The organism is Paenibacillus sp. FSL P4-0176 (genome assembly GCF_037975265.1).
Lineage (GTDB): Bacteria > Bacillota > Bacilli > Paenibacillales > Paenibacillaceae > Paenibacillus > Paenibacillus amylolyticus.
The window spans coordinates 4006906-4023159 of sequence record NZ_CP150242.1; the positions used below are offsets into that span (position 1 = coordinate 4006906).

Annotated in this window: 16 protein-coding genes; all 16 read right to left on the reverse strand. The window is 44.7% G+C overall.

Annotated elements, in window-relative coordinates:
* Nucleotides 1-197: 197 nt before the first annotated feature.
* Nucleotides 198-596: a spore coat protein GerQ gene (gene gerQ, locus MKY95_RS18030; RefSeq protein WP_235193948.1), complete on the reverse strand. Its 399-nt coding sequence runs from the start codon at nt 594-596 to the stop codon at nt 198-200.
* A gap of 135 nt (nt 597-731) precedes the next feature.
* Nucleotides 732-1154 carry a cell wall hydrolase gene (locus MKY95_RS18035; protein WP_076217086.1) on the reverse strand — a complete coding sequence of 141 codons (423 nt, stop codon included), beginning with the start codon at nt 1152-1154 and terminating at the stop codon, nt 732-734.
* 160 nt (nt 1155-1314) lie between these two features.
* Nucleotides 1315-3000: a hypothetical protein gene (locus MKY95_RS18040; protein ID WP_339193675.1), complete on the reverse strand. Its 1686-nt coding sequence runs from the start codon at nt 2998-3000 to the stop codon at nt 1315-1317.
* 204 nt (nt 3001-3204) lie between these two features.
* Complete coding sequence (locus MKY95_RS18045) at nt 3205-3954, reverse strand: glucose 1-dehydrogenase (protein WP_339193677.1); 750 nt, start codon at nt 3952-3954, stop codon at nt 3205-3207.
* A 147-nt stretch (nt 3955-4101) separates the two neighbouring features.
* Nucleotides 4102-4494 carry a DUF2500 domain-containing protein gene (locus MKY95_RS18050; RefSeq protein ID WP_017688132.1) on the reverse strand — a complete coding sequence of 131 codons (393 nt, stop codon included), beginning with the start codon at nt 4492-4494 and terminating at the stop codon, nt 4102-4104.
* Nucleotides 4495-4703: 209 nt separating this feature from the next.
* The gene (locus MKY95_RS18055) at nt 4704-5273 is read right to left on the reverse strand and encodes a hypothetical protein (protein ID WP_339193679.1); all 570 of its coding nucleotides are present in this window, start codon (nt 5271-5273) and stop codon (nt 4704-4706) included.
* 252 nt (nt 5274-5525) lie between these two features.
* A complete protein-coding gene (locus tag MKY95_RS18060; RefSeq protein WP_339193681.1) occupies nt 5526-6629 on the reverse strand; it encodes a collagen-like protein in 1104 nt (367 codons plus the stop codon).
* 315 nt (nt 6630-6944) lie between these two features.
* Nucleotides 6945-7538 (reverse strand): C39 family peptidase, encoded by a 594-nt coding sequence (locus tag MKY95_RS18065; protein WP_339193683.1) that lies wholly within the window; start codon nt 7536-7538, stop codon nt 6945-6947.
* A gap of 175 nt (nt 7539-7713) precedes the next feature.
* Nucleotides 7714-8460 (reverse strand): class I SAM-dependent methyltransferase, encoded by a 747-nt coding sequence (locus tag MKY95_RS18070; RefSeq protein WP_127550660.1) that lies wholly within the window; start codon nt 8458-8460, stop codon nt 7714-7716.
* A gap of 241 nt (nt 8461-8701) precedes the next feature.
* A complete protein-coding gene (locus MKY95_RS18075; protein ID WP_076317651.1) occupies nt 8702-9127 on the reverse strand; it encodes an NUDIX hydrolase in 426 nt (141 codons plus the stop codon).
* A gap of 57 nt (nt 9128-9184) precedes the next feature.
* Nucleotides 9185-9964 carry a phosphotransferase gene (locus MKY95_RS18080; RefSeq protein WP_076317650.1) on the reverse strand — a complete coding sequence of 260 codons (780 nt, stop codon included), beginning with the start codon at nt 9962-9964 and terminating at the stop codon, nt 9185-9187.
* Nucleotides 9965-10405: 441 nt separating this feature from the next.
* Nucleotides 10406-11974: a peptidase G2 autoproteolytic cleavage domain-containing protein gene (locus MKY95_RS18085; protein ID WP_083669608.1), complete on the reverse strand. Its 1569-nt coding sequence runs from the start codon at nt 11972-11974 to the stop codon at nt 10406-10408.
* A 299-nt stretch (nt 11975-12273) separates the two neighbouring features.
* Nucleotides 12274-13911 carry a peptidase G2 autoproteolytic cleavage domain-containing protein gene (locus MKY95_RS18090; RefSeq protein WP_256721189.1) on the reverse strand — a complete coding sequence of 546 codons (1638 nt, stop codon included), beginning with the start codon at nt 13909-13911 and terminating at the stop codon, nt 12274-12276.
* A gap of 207 nt (nt 13912-14118) precedes the next feature.
* Nucleotides 14119-14283, reverse strand: a complete 165-nt coding sequence (locus tag MKY95_RS18095; protein WP_143780985.1) for a helix-turn-helix domain-containing protein — start codon at nt 14281-14283, stop codon at nt 14119-14121.
* Between the two features lie 218 nt (nt 14284-14501).
* Complete coding sequence (locus tag MKY95_RS18100) at nt 14502-14711, reverse strand: hypothetical protein (protein ID WP_076317649.1); 210 nt, start codon at nt 14709-14711, stop codon at nt 14502-14504.
* 146 nt (nt 14712-14857) lie between these two features.
* A complete protein-coding gene (locus MKY95_RS18105; RefSeq protein WP_179088615.1) occupies nt 14858-16135 on the reverse strand; it encodes a YCF48-related protein in 1278 nt (425 codons plus the stop codon).
* Nucleotides 16136-16254 lie beyond the last annotated feature (119 nt).

The window sequence follows — 16254 nt, forward strand, 5'->3', positions numbered from 1 at the left end:
TCTATTCATGTATAAGTGCCATGTTATCGCCAAAAGGTTACCTATAACTCTAAACCTATAGTAACCTTCGTATATATGTTTATGTAAAAAGCTGTCCTGTCTGCGGATTACCTCCACATTCAGGACAGCGAAGTAAATCAGTATGTGTTAGACATGTGACATGTCAGTTATCAATCAACATGATGAGGTGAAAATGATTATCTGCTTGGAGCTTGCGGGTAATTGCCTACCACGCCCGGATATTGATACAACAACGGCTCATCAAATGTAGCATAGTCGAAGTTGACCATCAACAGCATGATCCGTCTTCCTGTCTTCGGGTCACTGATGATAATATGGTCACGGCCCGCTGCTTCAATAATACCTTGGAATATGCGAGCGTTCCATTCTTTGTTGCCTTCATATGTCATGTAGAATGTACCGAATTTACCAAGATTCAAACGTAAAATATTCTCAATGTATGACTGCTCAAACTGTGGAGCTGTTGTTGTAATCACTGCACCCGTTGGTGTCATTGGGCTTCCACTGGATACGAGTGGCGGTACACTTGTGGAGCTTGGTGATACCATCCCTGGCGTTGGTGACATGGCAGGCATTCCGTTCCCGATTTTGTAAGACGTACCTTGAACCTGAGAATTAGCTTGTTGACCCAACACGGAATTCGCTTGCTGACCCATTGTTTGAGTTGTTGGTTGATAAGGCTGATTAATCATGATGATTCCTCCCAAAATTTAATATACTTCCGGACAGTCTTCGCCTGAAGGACTGAAGAAACAATGCGCTTTGAAACGTCCTGTATTTTGCTGGTCATACCACGTTGCCGGACACTCGGCCACAGGTCGGAAGAACCACAATGAATTGCTGGCAGGCCAGAAGCGCTCTCCATTAATCACCCGTTGTGCGAGACGTATCTCGGACTGTCTTGCCCGTTGGTAAAAGTACCCCTTCTGTGTTGACTCGTAGCCTCCTGGATTCTGGAATACCATACGATTGATATCGCGAATATCCTTAAAGTCCAGACAATCCACCAGCACCCGGTTCACACTTACATTGCCTACAAGCAACATACCCTGTTCGCCGTCACCTTCAGCCTCTGCCCTCATGAGCCTAGCCAGCAGCTTGACGTCCTCTGAGTTGGCTTTAATAACAGCCATAGTCTGTTTCCTCCCTTGTTTCAGCTGTTCATCACCGTACATCGTATTGTGCAGGAGCCCATTCGGTGACACGATTCCATCTTTTTTCCATAAAAAAAAGCCCGGAACCTCACCCAAGGTGAAGTCCCGAAGCAACTCGTTTCTTATAATACTCGCCTGTTTAAGGCTTGGCTTCAATCCAATAATCATAGGCATGAACAATGTTGCCCTGGTATGCCTGATGTTCGGCCAGCAGATCCGGAAGCTTGGCAAGCTGAAGTTCCATCTCCTTTGCCCCTTTTTCATAAAAAGAAATATGAGGACCTTCATGGTTCTGCTTCATTTCGACCGAAATCATCAACCTTTTACCGAAACGATCGGCGATCTCCATCTCCTGACTCACAACAGCAGCAATCCCATTGGAACCTTCGGCGTTGTTACGAAAAGCCATCAGCGACACATGATCGAGTGTACGGATCATAAATTCAGCCACAGATGTATCCTTTCCTGGCAACGCGAAGCTATCCAGCCATACAGCAAGGTCTGCGCTTGTTTCGAGATCACTGTCCTTCTTTGTTTCTTCCTGGAAAAATGTAATATTGGCAGCCCATTCGGTCAATAAGGTGTCCCGACTATTCTCCCACTCTGGCAAAGTGTAAGGCTCAATATCCAGATGGATGCCTTCAAATCGTTCATCCGGCTCGGATTCAGCATTATAGTTTTTCACATAATCAATCAATCGCTGAATGCGTGGACGATTCTCCTTTTTGCCCCAGATGGGGTGTCCACCCATCGCATGGATCTCAATGCCCTGCGCTTTTGCCCGTTTCACAAAACTGCGATAGCTGGAATAGGGTTGATCCAGGTCCAACCGGACATACAACCAGTTAATATTCTGCTCTCTAGCAAATGCTAGTATGTGCTCTCCCCCGTCATTCGTCACCTGAGAGGCCTCCCAGATATACGTTCCCCGAATCTCTGGCTGATTGGATGGAATCTCCGGTGATGGCAGTTCCGACGGCTCCAGTTGTCCCCAGTATACAATGTCATGTACAGCAGAACCTGCGTAGGAACTATACTCGCCGAATGCGGAGGCAACTTCTTCAATAACACTTTCCAGTTGTGCTGCATCTTTCCCGGCAAATGACGTGAACTCCTCACCAGGCATGGGCTTGGTGTTCAACCCAACCGTGACGCTCACATTGCTGGCATCGGCCCAGTTCATTTCCTGTTCAATCAAACGTATAATACCATTGTTCCCTTGCGCGTTATCACGGTAAGCGAGTAAAGTGACATGCTCCACTTGTTCAATGAACCAACGTGACAATGTTTCGTTATCTGCATCCTCAGAAACTCTATTTCCTGTGACGGTATAGGAATCCAGCCAAAATGGCAGGTCAATATTCACTGCAACTGCGCCATCCTGTCTCACTTGCTCAAATAACAGATTCATATTGGCTACCCAGGATTGTACCAGTGGCTTGGCATCTTTTTGCCAGGCTGGTAACACATAGGGCTTGATATCCAGATGTATGGCATCAAATTGCTCGTTGGGCTCAGCAGCTTGATTGTAATCACTTACCCACGAGGCTAATCTGAGCATGGAGCCTTCACGGCCACTGAGTGCCCAGGATGGATCGCCTCCCAGCGCTTCAACCACAATACCTGCACGGCTTGCTTTGGCTATAAACGTCTGGTATACCTCCTTGGATAGCGTCATGTCTACATTCACGTACAGCCTGTTTATCTTATGTTTAGCTGCATTGGCCAACAGCTCATCTCCGTTGCTAACAGACTGTGCCTGCCATACCCAGGCCGCCCGTATATCTGCGCCGTCTGCTTCAGCAGGTGACTCATTCCCTATCATTATCATCCCTCCGATCAGCAGTAACAGCCAAAATACCTTCCGGGATTGTTTCCCGAACATATACTCCCTCCATTCCTCTACTGTTGTAAAATCACATTTATTATAGCAACCGAGTTATTAAAAACAAATAAGCCCAAGTGCTTAACTTGGGCTTATCACTCTGAAGTTGGGACAGCTTAGGGCTCGCCCGGTTCAATCCCGGTTCTAGTCCTCATATATCATTTTTCGGGTCATGCCTCCATCAATAACGAGGTTGGTCCCTGTGACAAAGGTATTGCTTGGATCAGACAAATATAAACAAGCACGGGAGATATCCGAAGGAACACCCACACGACCGGAGGGATGCTGTTCGTGATCCTCCTTTTTCAATTTCTCCACGTCACCTGTCTCAATCCATCCCGGACTGATACAATTGACCCGAATTTGGTCCTTGCCCAGTGAGACCGCCAGCGCATGCGTCAGAGCTACAATCGCTCCTTTGGATGCGGCATAAGCTTCGGTATCCGGCTCAGACATCAGCGCACGAGTAGAAGCCATGTTGATAATGGCACCCCCGTGTTCATTGCTTTTCATATGTTTGGCTGCTTCCCGACTCGCCAAAAAGCAACTTCTCACATTGGTATTGAGTACATCGTCCCATTCTTCCAGCTTCAGCTCATAGGGTGACTTCCACTTGGCGAGTCCTGCATTATTCACTAAAACATCAATTTGCTTGAATTCTTCCACGGTTGTCCGAAAAAGATTCGTAATATCCTGCTCGCTCCGAACATCACATTGGACAAAGATGGCTTCTCCACCTTCATTACGAATGGAAGCTGCCGCGGCCGCCCCTTCTGCTTCCTTGTAGTCGGCAAGTACAACTTTGGCTCCAGCGACTGCATAAGCCTCAGCCACACTTCGTCCTATTCCCTGAGCGGCCCCGGTTACAACAACGACCTGATCTGTAAATGACATATTGATTGCCTCCTCTATGGTAATGATCTTTTGATCATAATCTTATTAAGCCTCTTCTTATATAAAAACACGTTAGGCCCATTAAGAAACGCTTGTCCAGTAAATAATCAAAAAAAGCTCACGCCATCCTGGCGCAAGCTGCTCAGTTTAACCCCGTAGGCGTTCAGAATATACGCGATTATATCGCTCGAAGCCTACATAACGCGTTCCTTTGAACGAGAGCCGTCCTTCATCCCCCTCAGCACACAAACCATACTCTTCGCCATTGACTTTGAATTCGAGCCGATCTCCACTTTCGACTTCAAAGGTGACGTAGTATAACGTTCGTGCTGTACTCCCCGGTTCAGATTGCGACTGACTCATCTTCATCCGTCTGCTGGTGATTCGTGAAGGCACGGTTAATAGCGGCTCCGAGTTGTTGCGTCCCCACCTCCATACCTCCTTTCCCATCGACAGAAGGACTATACCTATAATCAGAACAAATACAACCGGAAAGACGGTTCCAAACAAATCAAACATCCAGGATGATTCAATGCCCATGTCTCTCCCTCCGTTCATACAACTTAGGACAGCCGGAGTCTTGACCCGTCTCCTGTAATGTATATGCACGTAAACATGGAACTTGTTATCGGGATTGAAATCAAACGATGTGAAGGGAAAAACCCTCCGGCAGAATACCGAAGGGTTGCTTTATACGAAAATAAGTACTATTTCATTATCTAATACATTGCTTAACTAGCAGCCCTGTTTTACTTAAAGGTTGTTGCAAATCGTTGATCCGACAATATAACCTGATTAACCTGTCCCTCTTTTGTCAGCATAAACGATGCACGATAGATAGCCAGATCATCTTTTTCCGCTTGCAGCGACTTCTCATCCAGGAATGTTTCCTTCTGAATATGATAGGCATAATCAATATTACGTTCAGATTCGACCAGAACATGTTCCTTGCCATACAGATCGAGAATCTCTTGATGTGTCATCCCCGCCTCTGCCCCGCGAGCCGTCTTAAAGTACCCTTTCGAGTCCTTATTCAAGATGATACTAACGACTTTGGCATCCCTATAACCAATCGTGATCCCGTTATTGTATTGATAGGATTGACCCACACCGGTTGATGTTCCCTCACCGAGAATTTTCTCCGCCTCTTCCTGACTCATTCCATACGTAATCTTATCCTCACTGTCGGTCTTCGTCACAGCCAGATCCTGTTCTGAAAATTCGTTTGGATTGAATTTGCTATTGCTGCAAGCCGTGACCATGATTAATAATAATGCCGCAACAACCCATGTAATTTTTCTCCAGTGTCCATTCTTCATGCACTCACCTCTGATGTTTTTCCAATATTTTATCATATTATCAACTGAAAAAATAATTAGTAGTGACGTTTTCACCATTCCTCAAAAACAAAAAGGGTATCCGATATGTAGTTACTCTTGTACCATTATCCGCTCCAACTGAGATAACAGCCTCAGGTAAAGCACTGCTATCTCAGTTCAAGCAAACCCATGTTACCGTTGTGGATGCATATTTAATAAAGTTGAGGAGAGTTTGCTAGCCTGTTAACGGACTCATGCTAATTGTGTGATCACAAGATGTGCGGATACAGGTCTAGTTCCGCCCGCAAGTGGCGTGATTGTTAATGCTGTAGCATTACCAGCCGGGTTCCGCACGGTCAGAATAGAATTAATCACGGTTGTCTGCACCAAAGCCATACCAACAATCTGAGACGTTCCCGTTGCTCGCCCAACTACAGTAGGAGCCAAATCTGCCCCATTGAGAGTTAAGATTAATTGACCGGCTTCATTGATGCTCACCTGGAACAAAATCTGATACGTACCAATGGCTACCAGATTGAATGAACTAGGCCCCGTACGTGCGATAGTTGTTCCACTTGTCGGCCCATCCTGAGGAAAGCTTACATCAGTACCGGGAGCAACCGTTGCTGCATTATCAGGTGGCATCAGTGCGAAAAAGTCAGCAAATCCCAGTACGCTTCCGGCTGCTCCTGTTGCACCTGTACCTCCCGTGGCTCCAGCTGGACCAGCTACTCCTGTAGCACCAGTCGGGCCTACTGCTCCTGCTGCACCGGCTGGCCCTGCCGGACCTACTGCTCCTGCTGCACCGGCTGGCCCAGCAGGGCCTACCGCTCCTGCTGCACCAGCTGGGCCTGCCGGGCCTACTGCTCCTGCAGCTCCTGTCGCACCCGTCGGCCCAACAGCTCCAGCAACACCTTGAGGCCCAATTGCCCCGGCAGGTCCAGGATTACCCTGCGGACCTTGTGGCCCTACGGCCCCTGCTTCTCCCGGAATCCCCTGTGCTCCCATAGGTCCAGCAGGCCCGACCGGACCTTGAGAACCTACCGCTCCAGCAGGACCAGGCTGTCCCTGAGGCCCTTGTGGTCCAGGTGGCCCCCCTGCTGGTCCTTGAGCTCCAGTTGGCCCTTCAACCCCTTGTTTACCTGGAATACCTTGTACGCCCTGTACGCCTTGTATACCTTGTGGTCCTGTTGGGCCAACGACAGTAGGGGTAGATATATTCACTTCTGGAGGCGGACATTTTACTTGAACGAACTTTTTGACCACTTTCAATCGGCGTTCTTTTCTTTTAACTTTACACGGATGGAATGTTGCCTTTTTTCTCTTCATACGTTTCTTCACTTCTGAATGACTCACAGTGTGGACACCTCCCTATAGACATGGTTTAACGTACGTATGTAGATGAAAAGATGCGTGGACGAACAACCATTTTAACTAAAAAACTCCGCTAATTATCAGGTAAAACAATAAAATCAGTAGCAACTGCCTATACGTTTGATCTATTTTGTTCAAAACCATTAATTGAGTCGAGCTGGTTTACGTGAGGAGATTTGTTCAAAAAAACTCATGCCATTTGGGCATGAGTTGCTTGGTTTAACTAAGCAGACGTTCCGAATAAAGCAGATTAGTTCGTTTAAAGAAATATATCTTGTCCCTTGAAAGAGAGCCGTCTTAAATCTGCATCGGGTGTACGACGATATAGGAGTTTTGAGAAAAAGGTAACCACGACCTCCATAACATGTTGAGTTCATTTATGCTGATTTTTCGATTGTAATATTCTTCATCACAATTAATCTTGTGGTCTAACGATTCTGCCAAGTAAAAATGCGTTTCATCATAACCAACGACGGGAACAAAATGCAAATAACGTTGTTTGGGATGTACTCTAATAAATAAAATAACAGGCACACCCTGGCTGATCTGTTTCTTCAACGTATTCACATTTCCTCGTAAGTACATTGCCTGATATCCTAGTTTTCTGAAAAAAACAACGACCGCTTTAGGATATACGGTCCCATCCAGTAATTTGCGAGGATAGGTTTCATAAAGCTTTGTTCCGTTGGACTCCAAACCGAAATGTCTCAAGACAAACGCACTGGAAAATGCAGCGCATTCGTAGTTTTTCTGAATATCCAACCGATTTGAAGATTGAATGTAATATGTGCTCGGCACATTGACTGTGTACATGCGATCTTTCTTAGGAAAACTGAAATAAAGGGAGATCACCCAGAGAATAATCAACCAAAATAATACATTGAGAAACAATTCGTGACCTCCTTCGTCTCATCAAGATGTCTTTTTGATGTTCATTCCTCGCACCAGTTCTTTAAAACCCATTCTTTAATTTTAGTTAAAATAAAATTTGATCTATTACGTTCTCCATTGATCTGCTTTCAACCCATAAATAAACATAGCCCACTCTCCGATTCATTTCATTTAATCACCGTTTTCTTGCTTTAATCACAAAGGATACAGGTAACATCTTTGCTCTTTTAAGGAGACTATCGCTATTATTATGTAATTGCATGATATCCTCATCGGATTCTTCTATCATTTGTTCAATGACAAATCCCGCTTTCGCTAACGCATTGACATAGGTTGATAGTTGACGATCAGCCAAGGTTAATTCACCCTGACAAAAGTCAGGAGATATCGCATACCACGATTCATCAGAATATGGCTTATTGAAGACAAATCTATCATTTTCTTCAACGACACATCTATGAATTGGATGAGACCAACTGAAAATAAAAATACCATCTTTCTTTAAATAAGAAGCGATTCGGCTGAAAGTACCTTCAAGATCGGTTGTCCAACCTATGGCATAAATCGAATACACAGCGTCAAAATAATTAGTAGGAATCCCACATTCCTCTTCCATGGGTGAACATATCAATGTTGCAGGAATTCCGTATGTTCTCAAGTGTTGTTGTGTCTTTTCTATCTGTTTCTGGGATATATCCATACCCCACAGTTCACCTGCTTTGCGGTCTCCATGATACTGCAAGGATTGACCATTTCCACAGCCCACCTCTAACATCTTTAATCCTGAGACATCACCAAAAAGTTGGTGTTTTTCTTCTGAGATAAATGCTCCATAATGTGGAAGCACGATTGCTCTCAAAAAGTCATTCCCTTTTGTATCCCAATAAAAGCTGTTTGTTTCATAAACACTGTACTTGTTCATCTGATAGTCTCCTTTATACACCACATTCAGAACATCACTTGTTACCTTCGTTGAAATATGTAATCTCATTGCCATTAAGTAAGCTTTTAAAGCCGTTCTTATAGTAAGGCATAAGCTCATCTGCCTGTGTTATATCCAACCATGCAATCTCAGAGATTTCGTCTGGTCTTGATATCTCTTCTCTCCCTCCGACGATTTACATCGACTCGTTTCATTGATTGAACTTCCTTTCCGGAAACTTTTAAATATTATTCTTATCACTGAACTCAATGCAAAAAGGCTGCATCTCAGGTTTTAAGCAATACTCTATTCTTTCTCTGAAGTTTTTCCATTCGACTTTTAAAATGGCTTCATCGATCGGAAAGAAACCAGACTCTAAACTCTCCGATGATGTGATTAATTCTCCTCCTATTGGTCTTGCTAGAAATAATGTGTTACATATTGAATTTTCGATATTCTGAAATATTCCACAGAATTTGATGATTTCAATGTCGATTCCAGACTCCTCTTTCGTTTCTCTGATCGCAGCTTGACTTAGGGATTCTCCTTCTTCTACTTGACCGCCTGGCATTTCCCATCCTCTTCGTGGTCCTCTAATAAGTAATAATTCATTTTGTTCGTTGATCACGATTGCAGCGGCAGATAAGATATGTTTTGGAGGGCTCATTTATTCGACTCCTTCTAGAAAGATTAATATACGTTTGAAGAACAATTTATATCCAGGCTAAAAGAAGTTATATATCCCGTCTTCAAAATAATTGTATTCTTCATCCGTTATTCTTAAGTTTCCATACCCTTTATAAAATATTTCTCTATCTCTTTCATTGTCAAACGCATTATGTTTCGGTCTAATGGCTAATGCTACATCATATCTTGGATCGCCATAAGCTGCTCCTGCCCAGTCAATAACTCCAACAATATTGCAATCATTAACTAGCACATTATCTATAGTAAAATCTCCATGGATGAAAGTGTTCTCTATTGGTTTTGGTCTTCCTTCTTTCAACTGTTGAAGTAGTTCTGCTGATCCGTCTACAGCAAAGTGAGTTAGATTATATTCTGCTTTATTAAGCATTGTATCTAACCAAGGACTGACATTTTTCAATAATTCAACAGAACAAGAGCATTCATGTATTTTCTTTAAACAAAGCCCAAAGTTGAAAATCGCTTTTTCTTTACTTTGGAGGTCAGGCATCTTAGAGAGAAATTCTCTTAAACTTATTCCATCAATATAATCCATCAGAAGCCATCTCGATGTGTCCTCAGTATGAAATGAATACACCTTTGGAACAGGGAGTCCCGTATGGTAAAGGTATTGGAGTACCTTATATTCATCGGATAACCATTCATTATAAAGATCGTTTTCTGTCTTCTTGATGATGTACTTTTGATCAAACGTATCCAGTATAGCCACAGTAGAAGTATGACCTTGCTTAGGAAAAGTGATTTTCTGGACTTCCCCTATATGTTCTTTTATTTCAATTGGGAGATCTTGAATGTTCATAGTTTTATCCTTTCTACTATTTAATGCTCTTTCTCTTTCAAATAAAGTCAACAAAACAATTCCACATTTTGAGTAGTTTACCTTAATTATTTCTATAATAACCCATGCCGCAATATTTGCGAAGAGAATTTAAAAGCGCATACATTTCACTACAAATCAAAAAGAACCCTCCCGCAGGAGCGTTCTCCGTGAATGATTAGCCTAAGTGTACATCAAGGCCATCTTACTATAATTTTCGCTCACATACGTTTGTAGTTGTACAAGCTGATTTAATCTTCTGCCCCTCGGAAAAGTTTGATCTAACCTGCTCGGTTATCAATTGATGTGCCTACACCACGCATAACCTCATCATCAAATAGATTAAACACTGTCAGCATGACGATCCCAGAATACAAAAAAGCCCAACTTTTGAAAGCTTGGACCTATAGTTCCAAGCTCCGTTTATTTGACAAGAACTTTAATCTGGTTGGCTCCTGTTCTTGCTAATACTCGGAACCCAGCAGTAGCAGCAGTTGCAATTCCCTCATCATTAGGTCGGCAGTAACCATCCACTTGACAGGTTCCATCATCCCTCACAAGGAGCTTACCCATCATTCCTATAGCTACCCATTCCATTCGATCTATACGGGAGACGTACTCGCGTGAATGATCATAAGATGTGCTAATGACAGCACTGTTGATTGTATAAGCTGGTACTATAACTTCTCCTCGCTTATCCTTCTGCTCTAGAACCACTCTTTCTTCGTATTGGATCTTGCCCCATTCGTCTGTTTCATATTTGCCGATCCAATTTAGGTGGCTGGCTCCCCCTATAAATGATGGCCTCGCACTGACAATACCTACAACATAGTCATCTGTGTTTGTAGCTTTCCTAACTTTTTCACCAACCGTTGTTACGAAATATCCCGGTTCAATCGTCTGCCCATCTATCGTCTCAAACATTTCGGCATAATCGGCAGCAGGCGACATAACGGTTCCATCAATATATAGATTGCCGGTTGAGCCTGGGAGATTACTAACACCATTTGCCACATGCCACGAACCAGGATAGAGCGTTTGACCTGATACACCCATAATGTGAGAGGCAGTATGATCTGTTTGGACTGTTGTGTTCTGTCCTTCGGCATGGGAAATTGCAGCATTTGCCATAGTTATACGTCCCTCCGAGTGAGAAGACGCACCATTTGCTTGGGTCATCATCCCTTCCGAATGGGAAGCCATGCCATTTGACCGATTGACGTAACCTTCAGCATGGGAATAAGCAGCATTTGCTTGAGTGAAAAAATTTTGGGCATGGGCATAGTCAACTGCCCTTGTTTGGTATCCTTCTGCATGGGAATTGAGTCCAGTTGCTATAGTTAGATAGCCTTCCGCATGGGAATAATCACCAAATGCAATCGTCTCAGCACCTTCTGCATGATTAAACGCACCGATTGCAGTAGTTAAATAACCTTCCGTATGGGAGTAGTCACCAGTTGCAGAAGTTAGATAGCCTTCCGCATGCGATGCTAAACCGGAGGCAGTAGTATTAGTCCCTTCAGCATGAGATGCTTCTCCAACGGCAGCAGCACCTACGCCCTCGGCGTGAGAAGCATTTCCACCGGCCTCTGAATCAGCACCCTCAGCGTGTGCTCCGTAGCCAGATGCAATGGTGCGGGCTCCTTCGGCATGGGCAGCGTGCCCCGAGGAGACGGTAAGATAACCTTCGGCGTGAGCCTCATAGCCGGATGCTGTAGTATAAGCGCCTTCTGCATGGGCCGCATCAATCGTAGCGAGTGTCATATACCCTTCGGCGTGAGATGCGGCTCCGGAAGCGCTTGTGTGGCTTCCTTCTGCGTGGGCTGAATCCATGCTGGCATTGCTCTGATATCCTTCCGCATGTGCTGCTGATGCACTGGCTGTCGTCTGATACCCTTCTGCGTGAGAAGCAAACCCGCTTGCGGTGGTCGTATTTCCTTCGGACTCAGAGCATATACCCGAAGCATTTTGATTACAGTCTGAATCTGCCATCTACCATTCCCCCTATTAGTCGTTCTACTCTCTAATCTATTACAATAAAAAAGGTATGGTCACGGCATCTACCTATTGCGTGTGAATAACACCTGTCCAGAGGAAACTATAATTAATCCAATAAAATAAATGGTCAGAAGCAACGCAAGGAGCTACTTGTAGCTCCTGTATTGAAGAAGGAAGAGCTGGTAGAGGTCAGTTCTTTTTCATTTCTCTTTTACTATGGGCTTCTTTAGTAGAGAAAGTTTTTGTATGTAAAAATCCCTGCGCTCTTGTTAAGAGTGACAGGGGTTTCAATTCTATTTGACATAAATTCTGATTTGATTCGCTCCAGTTCTCTTAAGCACACGATATCCTTTAGTTGTCGCGGTTGCTACTCCTTCATCATTCGGCAAGCAAAATTCATCTTCAATACATGTTCCGTCGTCCCGAACAAGAAGCATTCCCATGGTTCCCACGGCTACCCATTCCGGACGATTGAGCCGTGAGACATACTCTCTCGAAGGATCATACTCAGGATTAATTACTGCGGAGTGGATAGAATGGGCTGGCACCAACACTTTGCCCGATCCATCTACTTCCTCCTCAATTATGATATCCTCATATTTCTTCCGGCCCCATTCGTCTACTAAATATTTATCTTTCCAGTTCAGATGATTGGCTCTGCCAATTACAGAGGGGACGGCACTGGTTACACCAAGGATATAATTATCCGTCTGGGTTGTTTTTCTAACTTTTTCACCAACCGTTGTTACGAAATATCCCGGTTCAATCGGCTGTCCATCTATCGTCTCAAACATTTCGGCGTAATCGGCAGCAGGCGACATAACAGTTCCATCAATATATAGATTGCCGGTTGAGCCTTGGAGTACAGCGGCTAATCCACTGCCAGGACTTATACCATTGGCTAAATGCCATGAAGCAGGGTATAACGTTTGGCCATTTCTGCCCATTATATGGGAGGAAACATGATCGGGGAGAACGACAGTAAAGTTCCCTTCAGAATGTGAATAATTTGCATTAGCCTGAGTAAAGGCACCTTCAGAGCTTGAAGCCGTAGCAGTTGATCTCGTCTCTTGACCTTGGGCATGGGAGTAAATACCGCTAGCTAGTGTTCCTTCACCCTCAGCATGAGATGAGTTACCGGAAGCAGTAGTTTCTGCACCTTCAGCGTGTGAAGCATAGTCGGAAGCTATTGTACCTGTTCCCTCTGCATGAGAGTACGTTCCTGAAGCCGTATTACCTAAACCACCTTCTGCGTGTGCTGCCATTCCAGATGCAATTGTGGAATACCCTTCGGCATGAGCATATAACCCATTTGCCCTTGTTGCAAATCCCTCTGCATGAGCATATAACCCACTTGCCGTTGTTTGAAATCCCTCTGCATGAGATGCATCTTCACTGGCTACTGTAAACTGTCCTTCGGCATGTGCGCCTGCCCCAGATGCCGTTGTATTCGTACCTTCCGCATGGGAAGCCTCTCCAACGGCGGCAGCACCTACTCCCTCGGTGTGAGAAGCATTTCCACTAGCGTCTGAATCAGCACCCTCGGCATGAGCTCCATACCCAGATGCAATGGTTCGGGCTCCTTCTGCATGGGCAGCGTGGCCTGAGGAGATTGTAAGATAACCTTCGGCATGAGACTCATAGCCGGATGCTGTCGTATAAGCTCCTTCCGCATGGGCCGCATCAATCGTAGCCAATGTCATATACCCTTCGGCATGAGATGCGGCTCCGGAAGCGCTTGTGTGGCTTCCTTCCGCATGGGCTGAATCCATGCTGGCATTGCTTTGATATCCTTCCGCATGTGCTGCTGATGCACTGGCTGTCGTCTGATACCCTTCCGCGTGAGAAGAAAATCCGCTTGCCGTAGTTGTATTACCTTCCGCCTCTGAACAAAGACCGGAAGCGTTTTGATTACAGTCTGAATCTGCCATCTACCATTCCCCCTATTAGTCTTGCTACTCTCTAATCTATTACAATAAAAAAGGCATGGTCACGGCATCTATCTTCTTTCCGCTTTGATCCTCGTAAATGATTTCAACTAACCAACCTAAATATTTCACTAGCATGTTCACCCCTCCAATGAGAACTTTTGTTTGTACTATATATTTGCTTCCTCCTTCCAGATTACCAAGCCTTTTTTAGCACTCATTCTCCCGTTTCAGTTTCTGTACATAGCGTTCTTGATCCAAGTATTCTTTACGTCGACCTCGCTGATCCATCAGTCCAAACTCACCTTGTTCCCGATATTTTCGCATCCAGCGCTTCATTCGTCCTGGGTAATGAATCCCCAGATGTTCATTAATCTTTCGATAAGTCTACCCCTCAACCGTAAGCAGACGAATAGTCTCATTTTTTATCTTCTCTGAATACGTTTTAAACTTTTGTCCCTTAATCGCCATAAAAAATACACCCCCTAGAATTTCATCGGCTAAACCCAAGGGGTTTTCCAATGTCTATTCTAAGGGGTGCACTTCAGAGGCAAAACGTTGATATATCAGCCTTCTTTGATCAGTTTTGATAGCTAAGCGTACATCAAGTCCATAAACCCGCGAGTTACTTCTCCACCTTCGGCTGGTTCGGGCTGGTCTGCCTGAGCGTGTTCTGCCATGCAAGCCTTCACTGCTTCCTCTGTCGTGCAACGATTCGCATCATCACATGTGTAGCATAATTGAAGCATATATCTGGTTAATTCATCCGCCTGCGTGATTTGAGTTTGACCGTTGGTTCTCATCTTCATCACTCCTTCTTTTGTTGAGTTAAATATATCACCTTCTAGCGAATTTATTTGTGATTTATTTCACAAACTAAGCAAAAAAGAAAAGGAACCCTTAGGCTCCTCTCCTTTCTCCTATCTATTCACATCGATAACACTCTACTTTAGAGTACTTTCCAATGTACACCGCCATCTACCGTTTGCAATAACAACGATCTTTTGGCATCTGTATTTTCAACCAATATCCAGCCAAGCTTGGGGGTAACCATCTGCATCTTCACAATCTCCGGATAATCTTCGAGAATTTTCTCCAGTACACTGCTTGCAGGAAGAGCACTCCACGTTTTGCCCGCATCCTTGGTGTGGTAGGTTATGCCCTTTTGCATCGCCCAACCTTCCGATGCGTTCAGAAATACCGGTGAAAGGTTACGATTCGCACCCGTTTGTTTGTTTAAAGTGTAATTGGACAGCTTCCAGCTCTTTCCGCCATCGGTGGTAAAGAATCCATTAAATGTCGTGCTCTCGCCTTTAGAACAGGACATTGACATCCAAGCTGACTGCGCTTCACGTCCAAAAAATTGTGGTGAACTAACACTGAAATTACCACACCCGTTGAATTTGTTTCGATCAAAGAAGGATGGTCCAGTATTCCAGTTTTCTCCGCCGTCTGATGTTACATACAACTTCGGTGTGCCGAACTCCAGCGCTGTTAAGAAACCATGTTTTGGATCCGAGAAAGTCATGCCCGTGGTGTATCCACGTTTGGAAATCTCTTCTGCTTCCTGTTTGCCCTCTTCATCACTGGAAGACATCCGATTCCAGGTGATTCCACCGTCCTCGGTGAAGTAAAGTTTCTTGTCCTGTTTACCAATAGCGGTATCAACCGTGGTGAGAATCCAGCCTTTTTCAGGAGATACAAATGAGATCGCAGTCACTTTATCCGTCTTGGACAGAGAAGACAGACTCCAAGTTACGCCTCCATTGTTGGTGCGAAGCACCATGGTATCTGTTCCACCCATACCTTCACGAACAATCCAACCATGTGCACGATCTACAAAATAAATGCTTTGTCCATATTTAGGGTTAGCCGGAAACTGTACATTTTCCGAAGGTGAAATATTGGTCCAGGTCTTTCCCTGATCCTGAGTGTAGTACAGGCGCAGCGCATTCCGCGTCACACCCCACGCCAATCCTCCGTTGTCATTGAGCAACTGAAAATCGGTCAAACGGGTCTGTATTTGGTACTTAGCGTTATCCGCAGATTCTGTACTGTTGACAGGGGGAACGACGGTTAATGTCTGCCCTGTATTCCCGGCATCCTCCTGCTGCTGCGGAGGTTCTGCTTCCGGAGGTTGATCTGAGTCAGTGCATGCAGCCAATAAGGCTGCTATACCTATAGACAGCAATGCTGTCTGCGCGATTTTAATCCATTGCAAACGCAAGTGGGTTCCACCTCTCTCATCCAATATACAGGCGCGCATGCCTGTCCTATGGCGTTTTATTTACGATTCATCAGAATCCACTGCTCCTATTCTACCACAAACCTTATGTAAAAGGCTCA